At 72.2% G+C, this 17158-nt stretch carries 17 protein-coding genes and 1 pseudogene; 6 read left to right on the top strand and 12 right to left on the bottom strand.

Features of this window, described 5'->3' with window-relative positions; genetic code table 11:
- Positions 1–115 precede the first annotated feature (115 nt).
- Positions 116–1138, top strand: coding sequence for a Gfo/Idh/MocA family oxidoreductase (locus ACFY32_RS18590; RefSeq protein ID WP_359200901.1), 1023 nt, complete (start codon positions 116–118; stop codon positions 1136–1138).
- Positions 1139–1228: 90 nt separating this feature from the next.
- On the opposite strand, the gene ACFY32_RS18585 is transcribed toward ACFY32_RS18590, so the two are convergent.
- From ACFY32_RS18585 to ACFY32_RS18575, 3 genes are read right to left on the bottom strand one after another with little or no spacing between them, the layout of a single operon-like run.
- Positions 1229–2413 (bottom strand): cytochrome P450, encoded by a 1185-nt coding sequence (locus tag ACFY32_RS18585; protein WP_390674732.1) that lies wholly within the window; start codon positions 2411–2413, stop codon positions 1229–1231.
- A gap of 57 nt (positions 2414–2470) precedes the next feature.
- Positions 2471–3151, bottom strand: a complete 681-nt coding sequence (locus ACFY32_RS18580; protein ID WP_390674731.1) for a response regulator — start codon at positions 3149–3151, stop codon at positions 2471–2473.
- Positions 3152–3207: 56 nt separating this feature from the next.
- Positions 3208–4461 carry a sensor histidine kinase gene (locus tag ACFY32_RS18575; RefSeq protein ID WP_390674730.1) on the bottom strand — a complete coding sequence of 418 codons (1254 nt, stop codon included), beginning with the start codon at positions 4459–4461 and terminating at the stop codon, positions 3208–3210.
- A 180-nt stretch (positions 4462–4641) separates the two neighbouring features.
- Here ACFY32_RS18575 and ACFY32_RS18570 point away from each other — a divergent pair, with 180 nt between their 5' ends.
- Positions 4642–4842, top strand: a complete 201-nt coding sequence (locus tag ACFY32_RS18570) for a hypothetical protein (RefSeq protein WP_359200892.1) — start codon at positions 4642–4644, stop codon at positions 4840–4842.
- Between the two features lie 119 nt (positions 4843–4961).
- The gene (locus ACFY32_RS18565; RefSeq protein WP_359200890.1) at positions 4962–5357 is read left to right on the top strand and encodes a ribonuclease domain-containing protein; all 396 of its coding nucleotides are present in this window, start codon (positions 4962–4964) and stop codon (positions 5355–5357) included.
- Positions 5358–5475: 118 nt separating this feature from the next.
- On the opposite strand, the pseudogene ACFY32_RS18560 reads toward ACFY32_RS18565, so the two are convergent.
- From ACFY32_RS18560 to allB, 3 genes and pseudogenes are all read right to left on the bottom strand, one after another.
- Positions 5476–6096 (bottom strand): annotated as a pseudogene (locus ACFY32_RS18560) (AIM24 family protein); the annotation flags it as partial.
- Positions 6097–6201: 105 nt separating this feature from the next.
- Positions 6202–7317 carry an allantoicase gene (gene alc / locus ACFY32_RS18555; protein ID WP_390674729.1) on the bottom strand — a complete coding sequence of 372 codons (1116 nt, stop codon included), beginning with the start codon at positions 7315–7317 and terminating at the stop codon, positions 6202–6204.
- A gap of 292 nt (positions 7318–7609) precedes the next feature.
- Positions 7610–8947: an allantoinase AllB gene (gene allB / locus ACFY32_RS18550; protein WP_390674728.1), complete on the bottom strand. Its 1338-nt coding sequence runs from the start codon at positions 8945–8947 to the stop codon at positions 7610–7612.
- Positions 8948–9232: 285 nt separating this feature from the next.
- Here allB and ACFY32_RS18545 point away from each other — a divergent pair, with 285 nt between their 5' ends.
- Positions 9233–10039: an IclR family transcriptional regulator gene (locus ACFY32_RS18545; protein WP_359198636.1), complete on the top strand. Its 807-nt coding sequence runs from the start codon at positions 9233–9235 to the stop codon at positions 10037–10039.
- Positions 10040–10169: 130 nt separating this feature from the next.
- Here ACFY32_RS18545 and ACFY32_RS18540 read toward each other — a convergent pair whose 3' ends face one another.
- A complete protein-coding gene (locus ACFY32_RS18540; RefSeq protein WP_359198633.1) occupies positions 10170–10487 on the bottom strand; it encodes a DUF5955 family protein in 318 nt (105 codons plus the stop codon).
- A 200-nt stretch (positions 10488–10687) separates the two neighbouring features.
- On the opposite strand from ACFY32_RS18540, the gene ACFY32_RS18535 reads away from it, so the two are divergent.
- Together ACFY32_RS18535 and aceB are read left to right on the top strand one after the other, a co-directional pair.
- Positions 10688–11287, top strand: coding sequence for a nucleotidyltransferase family protein (locus tag ACFY32_RS18535; protein WP_359198630.1), 600 nt, complete (start codon positions 10688–10690; stop codon positions 11285–11287).
- A 184-nt stretch (positions 11288–11471) separates the two neighbouring features.
- Positions 11472–13094 (top strand): malate synthase A, encoded by a 1623-nt coding sequence (aceB, locus tag ACFY32_RS18530; RefSeq protein WP_359198627.1) that lies wholly within the window; start codon positions 11472–11474, stop codon positions 13092–13094.
- Positions 13095–13098: 4 nt separating this feature from the next.
- On the opposite strand, the gene ACFY32_RS18525 is transcribed toward aceB, so the two are convergent.
- The 5 genes from ACFY32_RS18525 to ACFY32_RS18505 form a co-directional block, all read right to left on the bottom strand.
- Complete coding sequence (locus ACFY32_RS18525) at positions 13099–13404, bottom strand: SelT/SelW/SelH family protein (protein WP_390674727.1); 306 nt, start codon at positions 13402–13404, stop codon at positions 13099–13101.
- Entirely contained in the window at positions 13401–14315 is a 915-nt protein-coding gene (locus ACFY32_RS18520) for a HipA family kinase (protein ID WP_359198621.1), read from the bottom strand. The genes ACFY32_RS18525 and ACFY32_RS18520 overlap by 4 nt, the downstream gene beginning before the upstream one ends.
- Positions 14309–14881: an integrase gene (locus ACFY32_RS18515; protein WP_390674726.1), complete on the bottom strand. Its 573-nt coding sequence runs from the start codon at positions 14879–14881 to the stop codon at positions 14309–14311. The genes ACFY32_RS18520 and ACFY32_RS18515 overlap by 7 nt, the downstream gene beginning before the upstream one ends.
- A gap of 473 nt (positions 14882–15354) precedes the next feature.
- Positions 15355–15645 (bottom strand): barstar family protein, encoded by a 291-nt coding sequence (locus ACFY32_RS18510; RefSeq protein WP_359198656.1) that lies wholly within the window; start codon positions 15643–15645, stop codon positions 15355–15357.
- Between the two features lie 5 nt (positions 15646–15650).
- Positions 15651–17033, bottom strand: a complete 1383-nt coding sequence (locus ACFY32_RS18505; protein ID WP_390674725.1) for an RHS repeat-associated core domain-containing protein — start codon at positions 17031–17033, stop codon at positions 15651–15653.
- Positions 17034–17158 lie beyond the last annotated feature (125 nt).

Genomic DNA, 17158 nt, shown 5'->3' with positions numbered 1-17158 from the left:
TCTGGTTTCGGCACGGGGCGAGCGTAGCTCCGTGCGCTGTTGACGGGAAGTCGTGTAGTCCGGTTGTCAGGACATACGGATTGACAGCGGGGTGCGGGGCGCTCACTTTGATTCCATGCGCATCGGAGTCATCGGTACGGGCCGGATCGGCACCGTCCACGCCCACACGCTCAGCCGCCACCGCGACGTCGGCTCCCTGATCCTCACGGACGCGGACGGGGCGCGGGCGCAGGAGCTGGCCCAGCGGCTCGGGGAGACGGCGGCGCCGGGCGTGGACGAGATCTTCCGGTGGGGGGTGGACGCCGTGGTGATCACGACGGCGACGCCGGCCCATGCCGAGCTGATCGGGCGGGCGGCGCGGTCGGGGCTGCCGGTGTTCTGCGAGAAGCCGATAGCGCTGGACCTGCCCGGCACGCTCCAGGCGATCGCCGAGGTGGAGTCCGCCGGGACGGTTCTGCAGATGGGGTTCCAGCGGCGCTTCGACCCGGGCTACGCGGGGGCCCGGGAGGCGGTGCGGTCCGGGCGGCTGGGGAGGCTGCACACCGTGCGGGCGGTGACCGGCGACCGGGAGCCGCCACCGGCCGCGTATCTGCCGCTGTCCGGGGGCCTGTACCGGGACACGCTGATCCACGACTTCGACCTGCTGCGCTGGGTGACCGGGCGGGAGGCCGCCGAGGTGTACGCCGCCGGGTCCGACGCCGGTCCGCCGCGGTTCCGCGCGGCGGGCGACGTCGACACGGGGGCGGCGCTGCTCACCCTGGACGACGGCACGCTGGCGACACTGACCGCGACCCGGCTGAACGGCGCGGGGTACGACGTCCGGATGGAGCTGGCCGGGGAACGGGACCAGATCGTCGTCGGCCTGGGCGACCGGACGCCGATCGCGTCCACCGAGCCGACCGGGCCGCCGGCCGCGGACAGCCCCTGGACCGGTTTCGTGGAACGCTTCGGGCCCGCCTACGAGGCGGAACTCTGCGCCTTCGTCGAGGTGGTGCGCGGTGAGCGCTCCAACCCGTGCGACGGCCGCGAGGCGCTCCAGGCCCTGCGGATCGCCGAAGCCTGCGAGGTCTCCCGGCGCGAACACCGGCCGGTGAGGCTGGCGGAGGTGCCGGGGGCGGTGGAGTTCTCGGCGGGGTGAGGGGTGGGGCCCGGCGCGCCGGGGGCGGGCGGAGGCCGGTGCCGGGCGGGCCGGAAGCGGAACCTCGGGGCCGGGGCGGGGCGCCCCCGGTCACCAGCGGATCGGCAGGCTGCGTACGCCCCGTACGAGGCGGCCCGGGAGCCAGTCGCCGGGCGGGCCGTCGAGAGCGAGGGCGGGGGCGCGCTCCAGCAGGGAGGCCAGGGCGGTGCGGGCCTCCAGGCGGGCCAGGGGGGCGCCCAGGCAGTAGTGGATACCGTGGCCGAAGGCGAGGTGGCCCCGGGTCTCGCGGCGGATGTCGAAGCGGTGCGGGTCGGGATGGCGGGCGGGGTCGCGGTCGGCGGCGGTGAGGCAGACCATCACCGTGTCGCCCTTCCCGACGGGGACGCCGTCGATCTCCAGGGGCTCGACGGCGTACCGGAACGTCGCGTTGCCCACCGGGCCCTCCCAGCGCAGCGCCTCCTCCACCGCCCCGTCGATCAGGCTCATGTCGGCGCGCAGGGCGTCGAGTTGGCCGGGGTGGGTGAGCAGGGCGAGGACGGCGTTGGTGAGCAGGTTGACCGTGGTCTCGTGGCCCGCGACGAGCAACAGGTAGGCCATGCCCCGCAGTTCCTCGGCGGAGAGCCGGTCGCCGTCCTCGGAGGTGGTGCGGATCAGGTCGCTCAGCAGATCGTCGGCGGGGCCGGCGCACCGCTTGTCCTCGATCAGGTCGGTGAGGTAGGCGGCGAGCCGGACGATGGCGTCGTGCTCGCTCTCGGCGTCGGACGGGGCGACCACCTCGGTGGACATCTCGCGGAACGCGGCGCGGTCCAGCTCGGGCACGCCCAGCAGTTCGCAGATCACGGTGATCGGCAGCGGATAGGCGAAGGACGCCACCAGATCGGCCCGGCCCAGCGGGAGCATCGCGTCGAGCAGTCCGTCGGTGATCCGGCCGATCCGGGGCCGCAGCGCCTCCACCCGGCGCGCGGTGAAGGCACGCGTGACCAGCGAGCGCAGCCGGGTGTGCTGCGGCGGGTCGGTGGTCAGCAGGTACTTCCCTATCAGCTCGTCGTCGAGGAAGGTCAGGCCGATCCCGGCGGGGTCCTTGGACAGGCGTGGGTCGGCGAGCGCCGCGCGGGCCGCCTCGTACCCCACCACGAGCCAGGTCTGGTGCCCGGGTTCCGATCCGAGCGGGCGCACCCGGTGCACCGGTCCGCGCTCCCGCAGTCGCGCGTAGACCGGGTGCGGGTCCCGGCTGAACCCCTCGCCCAGCTCCACCAGGTCGATCACGTCCGTCATGGTCCTCCCCCGTCGCGGCGAACGCCCCACACCCGTCACAACGGCCGGCCCCGCCGATCAGTGCCCGTCCTCACGGAGTTCGTCCAGGAGTCCGGCCTCGTGGGCCAGCAGGGCGATCTGCACCCGGTTGTCGAGGCCGAGGGCGGCCAGCACGCGGGAGACGTGGGCCTTGACGGTGGCGACGCTCAGGTACAGCTCCGCGGCGATCTCGGCGTTGGCCAGTCCCCGGCCGACCGCGACGGCCACCTCGCGTTCGCGTTCGCCGAGCCCGGCCATGCGGGCACGCGCGCCTGCCCGCCGGGCGTCGGCGGCGGACCCGGCCACGTGCTCCATCAGCCGGCGGGTCACGGCCGGCGACAGCACGGGGTCACCGGCCGCGACCCGGCGCACGGCGTCGACGATCTCCGCGGGCGGGGTGTCCTTCAGCAGGAACCCGGCGGCGCCCGCGCGCAGCGCCCGCAGGACCTGCTCGTCGGCGTGGAAGGTGGTCAGCACCACCACCTGCGGGGCGTCCGGGCGGCCGCGCAGGTGCTCGGTGGCCGTCAGCCCGTCCACCCCGGGCATCCGGATGTCCATCAGGACGACGTCCGGGCGGGTGCGGTCGACGAGCGCGGCGACCTCGCCGCCGTCGGCGGCCTCGCCGACGATCTCGATGTCGGCGGCGCCGCCCAGCATGAGCGACAGCCCGGCCCGCACCAGCGGGTCGTCGTCGACGAGGAGCACTCTGATCGCGGTCATGGGCTCACGTAATCATGCTCGGTACTACGGGCGGGAGTCGGCGGGCGGTCACCGGTTCAGCCCCACGGCAGCCAGGCCCGTACCTCGAAGCCGCCGTCCGCCGTGGGGCCGTGGGCCAGGGTGCCGCCCGCCAGGCCGGCGCGTTCGGCGAGGCCGATCAGACCCTGCCCGGAGCCGGGGACGGGCGGTGCCTCGCGGTCCGGCGGGGCGTTGCGCACGGTCACCGTGAGGCCGTCGCCGGGGGCGCCGGTGACGGACACGCGGACCTCCGCGCCGGGGGCGTGCTTGCGGGCGTTGGTCAGCGTCTCCTGGGCGATCCGGTAGGCGGTGCGCCCGGCGGAGGCGGGGACGGCGGCCGGGTCGGCGACCCGGCCGGCGAGGGTGACCCTCATGCCGGCCCGGCGGGACTCGGCGACCAGGGCGTCGAGTGCCGCGAGCGTCGGCTGCGGGCGGCCGGCGTCTTCGGAGTCGGCCGCGCGGAGCACGCCGATGATCTCCCTGAGGTCCTGGAGGGCCTCGTGGGCACTCTCCCTGATGACGCCGGCCGCCCGTGCCACCTCCGCGCGGGGCGCGTCCGGCCGGAATTCCAGGGCGCCCGCGTGCACGCTGAGCAGCGACAGCCGGTGCGCGAGGACATCGTGCATCTCACGGGCGATGGCCTCGCGGGCCAGCCGCTGCGCCTGCTCGGCGCGCAGCCTGGCCTCGGTCTCCGCGCGCCGGGCCCGGTCGCGGAGGCTGACCAGCAGTTGCCGTTTGGACCGGGCGAGCATGCCCCAGCTCGCCACCGCCCCGATGAGCAGCATGCCGAAGACGACGACGCCGGGGTACGGCAGGTCCGGGTCGGGGCGCAGCCAGAAGTACAGGGGCTGGAGCGCGATGGTGATGCCGCCCGCCCAGGCCACGTACCGGAAGGGCCGGTGGACGGCGAGGGTGAACAGGGAGACCAGCGCGGCGCCGCCGGCCGTGGCGGAGAGGAAAGACACGGGGACCATCGCCACGGCCAGTTCCACGGGCCGGCGGCGGCGCAGCCAGACCGCGGCGACGGCGGCGGCGCCGATCCACTGGTCGGCGGACGCCATGGCGTCCGACAGGCCCGGTTCGCTCTCCAGGCCCTCCGCGGCGAGCAGGCCGAGGGCGACCGCGCACAGGAAGCAGGCGAAGTCGACCAGCCAGTCCCGCGCGGTCCGCCGGGGCCGTCCGCGGGGGCGGGCCGGGTCCGGGTCGAGTTCCTCGGCGAGCGCGGACGGGAGCAGCCAGCGGCGCACCCGGAACGCCCCGGGCGCCGTAGTCGGAACGCTGTCGGTGGTCACGGTCGGCCAATCTACGCAGCGCCGGACCGTCCCCGCCCCGGTGCCGGTCACGCCGTCTACCTGAGTCGCGGCACCGCCGACTTTCGGCGCACCGGCCGGGCGGGGACGGGGACTTCGGTCGGTCCGGTCCGGCCGCATGGCCGATGCGGGCGCGCGGGCCGGGGGGTGAGGGTCGGTGCCATGAAGAAGGTGCTGGAGTTCCTGGGGTTCGTCGCCGTCGTGCAGGGCGCGGCCGGTCTGCTGAGCGAATTCACCGGCCGGCGCCTGGGGTTCGTGCACGGGCTCGCCCTCCTCGACGGCCGGGAGGGGTACGCGAGCGTCGCCCTGGTCGTCCTGGGGCTCGCCCTGTTCGTCGCCGCCGAGCGCCGCACGTCCGGCTGAGCGGGAGGCGACGGGCCGGTGGCGGCCGGTCGGCCGGGGAGCGACACGCCGGGCGCGCGGGTGAAAGTCGTGTGGTTGTCATTGACATGCCACCGTCTACGCGCGTCATCATGTGGAGTATGAGATTCCCCCCACGCGTCACCCGTCTCGGCGCCGCCGTCGCCGTCCTGGGCGCCGTACTGGCCGGCGGCACCGTCACGGCGAGCGCCGGCGAGGCGTCCGCCGCGGCCGTCGGGAGCGTCTGCTACGGCGACCTCCCGTCCCAGGCCCACGACACCCTGGACCTCATCGAACGGGGCGGGCCCTTCCCGTACGCCCAGGACGGCTCCGTCTTCCGGAACCGCGAGGGCGTCCTGCCCGGCCGGGCCACCGGCTACTACCACGAGTACACCGTGATCACGCCCGGCTCACCGACCCGCGGCGCCCGCCGCATCGTCACCGGCGAGGAGTACCGGGAGGACTACTACACCGCGGACCACTACGCGTCGTTCGACCTGGTCGACCGCACCTGCTGAGCCGACGCCCCGTCAGACCCCTCGCCCCGCGGACCCCCCACACCACCGGCCGCGGGGCGAGGCTCCGGGGCCGGGACGGGCCCCGGCACCGCCCGTGCGGGTGGCGACGGAGTGCCGCTCAGCCCGTGCGGGTGGAGAACAGGCCGCCGGTGGGGCCCTGCTTGTCGCCGCCCTGGGCCTTCTTGAGGGCGTTGGCGAGGCTCTCGATGGTCAGGGACTGAAGGATGACCCGGCCGCTGCCCTCCAGGGTGGCCAGGGACAGGCCCTCGCCGCCGAAGACGGCGTTCATCAGGCCCTGGCGGTCGAGGCCGCCGACACGCTGGACGCCGTAGCGGATGCCCTCCTCGAAGGCGACGACGCAGCCGGTGTCGACCTCGATGCGGCCGCCGAAGTCGGCGGGGTCCAGGTCGATGAAGTTGCCGGCGCCCGCGATGACGACCGTGCCGTGCCCGGTGAACTTCTCCAGCACGAAGCCCTCGCCGCCGCTCATGCCGGTGCGGCCGCCCTGGAAGGCGATGCCGAAGTCGACGGTGGACTCGGCGGCCACGAAGGCGTCCTTCTCCGCGAACCACGCACGTGTGCCGTCCAGCTCCAGGGCGCGCATCTCGCCGGGCAGCACGCCCGCGAAGCCGACGGTGCCCTCGCCGCCCTGGGAGGTGAAGTACTGGAACGCCGGCGATTCGCCGGCCAGGGCGCGCTGGCCGACCTGCATGGCGGTGCCCATGGCCTGCCGCAACAAGTGAACGAGCCGGACGGAAGAAAAGATTCCGGTTGTGCCGGTGACAGTGGCGGTGACGGTGATGTCGGGTGCGCCGGTCCGCGCGGACCGGCGCACCCGGTGGCGTCAGCCGCCCAGTTCCTGGTGGCGGGCGGACAGGTGGGCCGTGCCGTCCTCGGTCAGGGAGCCGAACAGACGCAGCCGGGAGATGCCGCCGTCGGGGTAGATGTCCACGCGTGCGTGCGTGCCGACGGCCTGTTCCGGCAGGACGAAGCGGTGGTTGGTGTCGGGCTGGAGACGGGTGCGGGGCAGCACCTCGCGCCAGTCGCCGTCCTCGCCGTCCTTGACGGAGACCGAGGCCCAGCCGGCCGAGTTGCCCTTGAGGTAGGCGGTGTCGATCTCGATCGCCCGGATCGCGGAGCGGTCGGCCAGGCGGTAGCGAATCCAGTCGTTGCCCTGGTCGCGGCGGCGCCGGGTCTCCCAGCCGTCGTCCATCTTGCGGGAGCGGCCCGGCTGGATGGTGTTGGTGGCGGGCGAGTAGAAGAGGTCGGAGGCGTCCTCGACCTGGCCGCCGTTCTCCAGCGCGACCACGTCGAAGGTGCCGAGCGCGGCGAGCCACTCGGGGTCCGGGACGACCTCGCCGTGGACGCGCAGGCGGGCGATGCCCCCGTCGGGGTGCTGGTTGACGCGGAGGTGGGTGAAGCGCTGCTCGGCGTCGACCGCGAAGCCGTTGGCCGCGTGGCCGCCGACGGCGGTACGGGGGACCAGCGTCGTCCACTTGACGTCCTCGGCGAGGAGTTCCTCGGGCGACGGGGAGCCCGGCACCGAGGCGGCCTCGACCGACACCGCCTGCGGGTAGTTGCCGCGGAAGTGGGCGGTGTCCACGACGATGCCGCGGATCACGCCGGGCGCGCCCAGACGGACCAGCGCCCAGTCGTGGTCGTCCTCGGTGGGCCACGGGTGGCCGGCCGAGACACCGCGGCGGCGGCGGGTCTCCCAGCCGTCCATGATCTTGCCCTTGTGCCCGAAGTGCTCGGGGTCGAACTCGGCGCGCTCGGGGATCAGCAGGTTCTCGCGCTGGGCGAAGAACTCGTCGTTGGCGGCGACGACACCGGCGCCGAGCCGCCGGTCGGCGAGGTTGGCGAGGTGGGTGAAGGGGAGATCGGCGGAGCGGTAGTCCGCGTACGGGTCGCCTCCCGAGTAGGGGTTCGCGTCGCCGGTGAAGGTCGGGATCGCCGTCACGATGATCAGTTCTGCCTTTCGGTCGTCGGGCGGTGTCGGTGTGGTCGGTGGGCCGGGCGGAGCGGCCTGTTCGCGTGGCTGTGCCGTCGCCGGGCGGGGTTCCGGCCGGTCCGGGTCTTCGAGGGCGCCGCTCCGTTCCGGCCGGTCCGGGCCTTCGAGGGTGCCGCTCCGGCGGACTGAGCCTCCGCCGGAGCGGCGCCCTCGGCCCGGTCGGGGCGTCCGGCTGGGGAGCCGGCCCCTGGGCTCGGCGGTCAGGACGTCCGGACCGGAACCCGGCCTCCCGTCGCCCCGTTCAGGGCGTCCGGACGAGGAGCTGTCCCTTCGGCTCGGTGAACTCGCCGTCCGCCACGATGCGCTGTCCGCGCAGCCAGGTGGACTTCACGACGCCGGTGAGGGTCCGGCCGGCGTACGCGGTGACGCGGTTGCGGTGGTGGAGGGCGGCCGGGTCCACGGTGAACGTCTCGTCGGGAGCGAGGACGGCGAAGTCGGCGTCCCGGCCCGCCACGATGGCGCCCTTCTGCCCGAGCCCGGCCAGGGCGGCGGTCCGGGCGGACATCCACTGGACGACGTCCTCCAGCGAGTGCCCGCGCGCTCGGGCGGCCGTCCAGACGGCGGAGAGGCTGAGCTGGAGGCCGGAGATGCCGCCCCAGGCGGTGGCGAAGTCGTCGGTCTTGAGGTCGGCGGTGGACGGCGAGTGGTCGGTGACCACGCAGTCGATCGTGCCGTCGGCCAGCGCCTGCCAGAGCAGGTCCTGGTTGGCGGCCTCGCGGATGGGCGGGCAGCACTTGAACTCGCTGGCGCCGTCCGGGACTTCCTCGGCCGTAAGGGTCAGATAGTGGGGGCAGGTCTCCACGGTGAGCCGGACGCCCTCCGCGCGGGCCTCGGCGATCAGCGGCAGGGCGTCGCTGGAGGAGAGGTGGAGCACGTGCACCCGCGCGTTGAAGCGCTTGGCCTGCGCTATCAGGCCGGCGATGGCCGTGTCCTCGGCGTCGCGCGGGCGGCTGGCCAGGAAGTCGCGGTAGGCGGGGCCGCCGTGCTGCGGGGCGGCGGCCAGGTGGTGGGGGTCCTCGGCGTGCACGATGAGCAGGCCGTCGAAGGAGGCGATCTCGGCGAGGGACCGGGCGAGCTGGTCCTGGTCGAGATGCGGGAACTCCTCCACGCCGGACGGCGACAGGAACGCCTTGAAACCGAACACGCCGGCCTCGTGCAGCGGGCGCAGGTCACCCACGTTGTCGGGCAGCGCGCCGCCCCAGAAGCCGACGTCGATGTGCGCCTTGTCGGCGGCCACCTTCCGCTTCACCCGCAGGTGGTCGACGGTGGTGGTCGGCGGGATGGAGTTGAGCGGCATGTCCACGAGGGTGGTGATGCCGCCGGCCGCGGCGGCGCGGGTGGCCGTCCAGAAGCCCTCCCACTCGGCCCGCCCGGGGTCGTTGACGTGCACGTGGGTGTCGACCAGGCCGGGCAGCACGACGTGGTCGCCGACGTCCTCCAGGCGGGCGCCCGGCGGGACGGGGGCGTCGTACGGCAGCACGGCCGTGATGGTCCCCCCGGTCACCGCGATCGACGCGGCGCGCGTCCCCTCGGGAGTGATGACGCGCGTCGAGCGCAGCACCAGTTCAGCTTCGGACACCCGAACCCCTCTCTCTTCTGCCGCTTCCGTCCTGCCGGTTCACCTCAGGGAAACGGGGTTTACCGCCACGTAACGGACTTCAACGTTCTGTTGAAGGAGTGTTCCCCCGCCGCTTCCGTGCCGTCAAGGGGCACACTGCCCGGGGACGGGCAGGACGGACCCTCTGGACGTTTCCACAAAGCGGAATTAGAATTCCAGCAAGCAGAACGTAGCTACGCACAACCGGGGAGTCAACCGGCCGCCGGGTAGGCTTCTGCCCTCCGTCCGCCCCGAAAGGAACGCGCCGTGCCGACGTCCAGCGCCAGCACCACCGACACCGCCAGGAACTCCGCCGGCGGGGGCGTCCAGTCCCTGGAGCGCGCCTTCGACCTGCTCGAACGGATGGCGGACGCGGGCGGCGAGGTCGGCCTGAGCGAGCTGTCCGCGAGCAGCGGCCTGCCGCTGCCCACCATCCACCGCCTGATGCGCACCCTGGTGGCCTGCGGATACGTCCGTCAGCAGCCCAACCGCCGGTACGCGCTCGGCCCGCGCCTGATCCGCCTCGGCGAGTCCGCGTCCCGGCTGCTGGGCACCTGGGCGCGTCCGCACCTGGCCCGCCTGGTCGAGGAGACCGGCGAGACGGCCAACATGGCGCTGCTGGACGGCGACGAGATCGTGTACGTGGCGCAGGTGCCGTCCAAGCACTCGATGCGGATGTTCACCGAGGTCGGCCGGCGGGTGCTGCCGCACTCCACCGGCGTGGGCAAGGCGCTGCTGGCCGGGTTCCCGCCGGAGGAGGTGCGGGCGCTGCTGGCCCGCACCGGGATGCCCGCCGCCACCGACAAGACGATCACCACGCCGGACGGCTTCCTCGCCGCGCTGGAGGAGGTGCGGGACAAGGGGTACGCCATCGACGACAACGAGCAGGAGATCGGCGTGCGGTGCCTCGCCGTCCCCGTGCCCGAGTCCCCCACCGCCGCCGCCATCTCGATCTCCGGTCCGGCCGGGCGGGTCACCGAGGCCGCCACCGACCGGATCGTGCCGGTGCTCCAGCAGGTCGCGGCGGAGCTGTCGAAGGCCCTGCTGGCCTCGGGCGGCAACCCGGCCGCCTGACCCCGCGCCCGCCGGCCCCGGCCGGCGACTCGGTCGCTTGCCCCTGCGCCCGCCTGACTCAGGGGCGGCGACCCGGCCGCCCGATCTCCGGCCCCCGCCGCTCCCCCGCCCACCCCCGCCCGCCCCCGGCTCAGGACCGCCGCGGCTCCCCGAACAGTTCCACGGCGTGGCGGACCTCCGTCAGCGCGTCCGACAGGGCGCTGACGGAACCGAGCGCGCCCGCGAGCAGCAGCAGGGAGCGGCGCAGCCGGGCACCGTCCGGGACCCCGTGGGCGATCACCTCGGCGAGGTCGGCGAGTTCGTCCTCGGCGATGACCCGGTCGGGGAACTCGGCCGGCAGCGCGGCGAGCCGCCGGCGCAGTGCCGACACGGCGGTCCGCAGTCCGGCCACCCGCACGTCCTCGTCGCCATCCGTCGCCCGTCCCTGCTGCCCCACGCTCCGCAACACAGCCCCTCCCCCTCGCACGCCGTCGTGCGCCCCTGCCCCGTGTCCGCGCTGGGCGCCCCCCTGATACCGGTCGGGCGCCCGGAACGCGGGCCAGTAAACGCCACCCGGGACCGGGCGCGCCACCGTCGGGGCCGAAATTCAGCCCCCCGAAACCCGGCGCTCGCCGGGGCGTCGGCAGCGCGGTCAGGTATGCAGGACACATGACGGTTGAGGACGATCAGGTCGCCGGGGTGCTGCTCGCGGCGGGCGGCGGACGACGGCTGGGCGGACGGCCCAAGGCACTGCTCACCCATCGCGGACGGCCCCTGGTGGAGCACGCGGTCGAAGTGCTGCGCGCGGGCGGGTGCGCCCGCGTGCACGTCGTACTGGGGGCGCGCGCACAGACGGTCCGGGAGCGGGCGGATCTCCAGGGGTGCGTCCTGGTGGACAACCCGGAGTGGGAGCGGGGCATGGGCACCTCCCTGCGCGCCGGACTGGACTCGTTGGCCGGAACAGGGGCGCGGGCGGCCCTGGTGGCGCTCGTGGATCAGCCCGGCATCGGGGCGGCGGCGGTGGCCCGGGTGCGCGGCGCGTTCCGGGACGAGGACTCCCTGGTGTCGGCCGGGTACGCGGGCGTGCGCGGCCATCCCGTGCTGCTCGGCGCCGCGCACTGGGCGGGCGTCGCCGAGAGTGCCGACGGGGACCGGGGGGCACGCGCGTATCTGAGGGAGCACGCGGCGGCGATCACCCTGATCGAGTGCGGGGACGTGGCCCGGCCGTACGACATCGACACCGAGGCCGACCTGGTCCACCTGGAGTGAGCGCCGTGGCACGGAGCGCCAGCTTGCCTCGACCCGGAGAATCTCGACATCAACAAACCATTGAAGTTCCACGATAAGGAAACTAGTATCCACTGACCAGAAGCATCCTTCCGCACAGAGGATGCGATCCGCCCCATTCGTGCCCGTTGGCACCCGGTGCCACCGCTGAAGGAAGTGACAGCTCATGTCCGCACCAGCGCCGTCCCCGCTGGCCATCGTCGACGCCGAGCCCCTGCCCCGGCAGGAAGAGGTCCTCACCGACGCGGCGCTCGCCTTCGTGGCCGAGCTGCACCGGCGGTTCACGCCGCGTCGTGACCAGCTCCTCGCCCGCCGTGCGGAGCGCCGCGCCGAGATCGCCCGCACCTCCACGCTCGACTTCCTCCCGGAGACCGCCGCGATCCGCGCGGACGACTCCTGGAAGGTGGCCCCGGCCCCGGCCGCGCTGAACGACCGCCGGGTGGAGATCACCGGTCCGACCGACCGGAAGATGACCATCAACGCGCTGAACTCCGGCGCCCGGGTCTGGCTCGCCGACTTCGAGGACGCCTCCGCGCCCACCTGGGAGAACGTCGTCCTCGGCCAGCTCAACCTGATCGACGCCTACACCCGGAACATCGACTTCACCGACCCGAGGTCCGGGAAGTCGTACGCCCTGAAGGCGGACGGGGAACTCGCCACCGTCGTCATGCGCCCGCGCGGCTGGCACCTGAACGAGCGCCACCTCCGGCTCGACGGTACCCCGGTCCCGGGCGCCCTGGTCGACTTCGGCCTCTACTTCTTCCACAACGCCCAGCGCCTGCTGGACCTGGGCAAGGGCCCGTACTTCTACCTCCCGAAAACGGAGTCGCACCTGGAGGCCCGCCTCTGGAACGACATCTTCGTCTTCGCGCAGGACTACGTCGGCATCCCCCAGGGCACCGTCCGCGCCACCGTCCTGATCGAGACGATCACGGCCGCGTACGAGATGGAGGAGATCCTCTACGAACTGCGCGACCACGCCTCGGGGCTGAACGCCGGCCGCTGGGACTACCTGTTCTCCATCGTCAAGAACTTCCGGGACGGCGGCGAGAAGTTCGTTCTGCCGGACCGCAACGCGGTGACGATGACCGCCCCGTTCATGCGCGCGTACACCGAACTCCTGGTGCGCACCTGCCACAAGCGCGGCGCACACGCGATCGGCGGCATGGCGGCGTTCATCCCCTCCCGCAAGGACCCCGAAGTCAACAAGGTGGCCTTCGAGAAGGTCCGCGCCGACAAGGACCGCGAGGCGAACGACGGCTTCGACGGCTCCTGGGTCGCCCACCCCGACCTGGTGCCGATCGCCATGGAGTCCTTCGACAAGGTCCTCGGCGACAGGCCGAACCAGAAGGACCGCCTGCGCGAGGACGTCCAGGTGGCGGCCGCCGACCTCATCGCCGTCGACTCGCTGGACGCCAAGCCCACCTACAACGGCCTGGTCAACGCCGTGCAGGTCGGCATCCGGTACATCGAGGCGTGGCTGCGCGGCCTCGGCGCGGTCGCCATCTTCAACCTGATGGAGGACGCGGCCACCGCCGAGATCTCCCGCTCCCAGATCTGGCAGTGGATCAACGCCGGGGTCGTCCTCGACAACGGCGAGCGGGTCACCGCCGAGCTGGCCCGCAAGGTCGCCGCCGAGGAACTGGCGAACGTCCGCGCGGAGATCGGCGACGAGGCGTTCGCGGCCGGCAACTGGCAGCAGGCCCACGACCTGCTGCTGACGGTCGCCCTCGACGAGGACTACGCCGACTTCCTGACCCTGCCGGCGTACGAGCGGCTGCGGGGCTGAGCCGTCAGCGGGACCGTTCCGAGTGGCCCAGGGTCTTTCCCGGGGCCACTCGGTCGCGTACGGCCCGCTTGACGGCGGTCGGCTCGGGAAAGCCCTGTTCGCGGCGGTCCCAGACGACCTCGCCGCCGGCCCGGACGACGAAGACGCCGCCGGTGCCCGGCTTGAGCGCCAGCTCGGTCAGCTCGGCCTCGAAGGTGGTGAGCAGCTCCTGCGCCAGCCAGGCCGCGCGGGGCAGCCAGCGGCACTGGGTGCAGTACTCGATCTCCACCCGCCGTACGTCCGTGGTGCTGTCCGTCGTGCTGTCCGTCATCCCAGATGCACCGACCAATCCTGTTCCGCCGCCGGCCGGCCGTGCAGGTCGGGGACCCGCTGCAGCCAGGCCGGCCGGCCCTTGCGGGTGCGGGCCGCCCGGCGGGCCTCCTCGGCGGCGAGTTCCTCCCGGCTGGGGAAGCCGGTGGGCAGCCACGCGGGGGACGCCGCCACACGCTCGTGAAGGTAGTCGACGTACGCCGTCCGCACGTCGTCGGGCCCGGCGAAGCCCTCCTCGCCGGTCAGCCAGGCGTCGGGGACGGCGGCCGTGACCTCGCGCAGCAGGTCCCGGGTGACCCGGGGGGCCAGTTCGGCGTCGGCGGCGCGCACGTCGGGCCCGTAGTGGCCGAGGGCGTGATGGCGGAAGTCGTACGCCTTGGCGGGGTCGGCGCCGTCCCAGCGGTGGTGGAAGACGAGGGCCGCGCCGTGGTCGATCAGCCACAGGCGGGGCGGCACGGTGCCCAGCGTCGGCCAGACCATCAGGTTGGAACTGTGCACCGTGCGGTCGACGTTGACGGTGAGAGCGTCGAGCCAGACGATCCGGCCGGCCTCCAGCGGGTCGACGGGGAAGTCCCGCGCGACCTCGGGGGTGAGGTCCACCGCGCCCGGCAGATGGTCCATGCCGAGGTTGACGCCGGCGCTGGCCCGATGCAGCTCGCGCACCTCCTGGTGCGGCTCGCTCTCGGCGATGGCCGGGTCGAAGCGGACCAGGACCAGTTCGGGGAAGCGCAGGCCCAGGGCGCGGGCCAGCTCGCCGACGATCACCTCGGCGACCAGCGCCTTGCGGCCCTGCGCGGAACCGGTGAACTTCACCACGTACGTCCCCAGGTCGTCGGCCTCGACGACGGCGGGGACGGAGCCGCCGGAGCGCAGGGGGGCGACGTAACGGGTCGCGGTGACGTGTCTCAGCATTTCCGCAGCCAATCTGCCCCCTCAGCCTTACTTTCCACGACCGCCTCCGAGACTGCTTCTGGAACGGGCCTCCCGGGATCAGCCGTGGGGAGAATCCGGGGAGTTCGGCTCGGCATGCTGCTCCCCGTCCTTCCCGGCAGTCCGTCGACGGCCGTGCGTCCCTTGCTCCCGGCCTCTGGCATGAAGTGTGCATAGTAACCGAGGGTGATCGCCGGTGAGGAGTGCCCCGGCCAGCGGGCCACGGTCACCACGGACTCCCCCGCCTCCAGCACGATCGAGGCGAAGGTGTGCCGCAGCACGTGGAAGCCGTCCTGCGGGGCAGCCTCCCACTGCCACTGCTTCGCTCCCTCGGCCCGGGGCTGGATGACACCGGCCTTGGCCAGCGCGGGCTTCCAGGTGTAGGTGTTCCGTGTGTTCACCGCGATGGCGTCGCCGTAGCGGGTGGTGAGCAGCAGGGAGTACTTCCTCCGTTGCGCGGCCTCCGGCTTCCCCCACGGCAACTCGACTCCCCCCGGCGGGAACGCCTCGATGTGGCGCTTGAGTTCTTCGGCCACCATGGGGGGCATGTCGAGGACCAGTGGTTCGCGCCGCCCGGACCGCTCGATGCCACCCCGCCGCATCCGTGCCTTGACGGACCAGAGGGGGGACCGTGCCCCGTCCCACCCGCCCCAACTTTCCTGCTGGCCCACGGCTCTACGGGCCATCCGTTCCTGGCTCGCCCCCGCCGTCACCCTCAACCGGTGGTGGCGAGCTTGGACGGACAAGGAACCACCCTCCGAGCTCCAGGCCCTGATCGACGCGGTCACCACCGGACACGGTCTTGATCTCTACTGCCGGATTTAACGAACTACCGGTAGTCGACGACGACCAGGCCGACTTCTCGCGTGCGTGCAGTGAGATCGAGCTGATTGCGGGGAAGGGGGAACCGCGATTCACATCATGCCGTCTCGGCCCCTGGCGGCGACCGCAGTACCCCTGCTCGCTCCCTCTATGAGCGAGCAGGCCCAGACATTATTCTTCGGTCACCCTTCTCCTGCTGCTAGGTAAACTGCACTGTGAATCGCTCGTCCCATCCCGCTTCAGCGTCCTGCGCCTCTACTCGCAGCAGTAGATCGCGAATCGAGTGGAATTCTTCATCCCCCATGGCGGCTTTGCTGATGCTGGAATTGATCCAAACTACATCGATTGGGCGCTCTACGTCCGTGGAGAGGATGTCCCAAAGGGCTGCCAGGTTAGGGCGATAATACGACCCCAAGCCCAATGCGTCTGCCATAATTGCATGGAATTCGCTGGCCGTACGAACACGCTTTCCGTCGATTTTAATATGCATCGCGCTCACTTCCAGTTCGGTAGTTGGTAGAACGATTCGTAGTGGTCACTGGTCACATACGCAAGCCCGTCGTTTGAGTACAGAAGGCGCGTTCCAGGTTGCTTGGAACGGGTCTTGCTGGAGTCGATGCCGATGTCGGCTTCGTACCAGCCGCGACCGTCGGCGGCGGGGAGTTTGACGCGGCCCGTATTCTCATACACGTCACCTCCGAGCTGAGCGCCCGGGACCCTGTATCCAAGCGCCTTTCCTGGCTTCCAGCCTCTTGCCATGGCCTCGGCCTTGGTCATGTAATTCTCAGGAAGATTCCCAGTGGTTCTGAGGCTTGTAACAGTGCCGTTAGCGAGCTCGGCTGTGGCCAAATTTCTCTTCAGGGCGGCAGCTCCCGCAGCAGACAGCGCTCCGCCACCTGCGATGACTGCGCTTCCGCCGGATGCCCCACCGGTTGCTATCTCGGCGAGCTCCGCGGCGCATACCGGGGCGGCGGCCAGGCATCCCTCCCCCACGGCAATGGCGACCGGGGCAACGACTACGGCTGCTGCCACGGCCGTGATGGCGCCCAACACCACTTTCTGCCAGGTTGCGAGCTTCGGCTTGTCTGGCAGGTCATGGGCACTCGGGTCGTAGTAGGGATTCGTGCCCATGGCATAGCAGGACCGGCATTGGGAGCCGTCTCGTCGCTTGGGCTCCGGGTCAGGACCCTTTTTGAACACGACCTTCGCCGTGACGTGTCCGCCCTCGGTATGGACGGTGGTGATCATGGTGCCGCTGCCGACACCGCCACCATTCTTTTGATACTGAAACGCTTGCGTGGATTTGCTGTCGGCCTCGTAAATCCAAGTTCCGTTGGCTCCCGGCCTCATGTGATCGCGATAGGTGCCGCCCTTGCCGTCGCTACAGCCGTGCTCGCACAGGGTGACGGGACGGAGGCCGGTGGGGTCGGACTTGGTGACGGGGGTGTTGTTGGCGTAGGCGTAGCCGTTGAGGGATTCGTGGTCGTCGGGGGCGAGGACGGGGTCTACGGAGAGGAAGCGTCCGGTGGCCGGGTCGTATTCGCGTGCGCCAACGTGGGTGAGGCCGGTGTTCTCGTCGGTGGGTTTGCCGAGGAAGCCCTTGTCGTCAGGCCAGACCGATGGCGTTTTGCCGCGGGTTTCGCCGAACGGCTTGGTGTAGCGGCGGGTGACCGCCTGGGTGGTGGCGTCGACCGTCATGGTCGCGGTTCCGTGGTGGTCGTCGACCATCCAGGACAGGCCGGACTCGGTGCGGACGGCGGTGGCGTCGCCGGAGGGGTAGTAGCGCTGTGCGGTGAACTTTTTGGTGGCCGTGTCGTAGTGGAGCTCTTGGCCGGCCAGGTAGAGGACGGTCTTGGCGGGGCCGCGTCGGATCAGCAACTCGCCGTTGGCGTCGTAGAGGTAGTCGGTGGTGTTCGCGCCTTCGGTGAGGCGGGTGAGTTCTCCTTCGATGTCCCAGACGAGGGTCTGTGCGGTGCCGGCAGGGCTGTAGCGCTTGGTGGTGT

This window comes from Streptomyces sp. NPDC000134, from assembly GCF_042899225.1.
Classification (GTDB): domain Bacteria; phylum Actinomycetota; class Actinomycetes; order Streptomycetales; family Streptomycetaceae; genus Streptomyces.
This window is presented reverse-complemented; position numbering and strand designations above follow the sequence as displayed.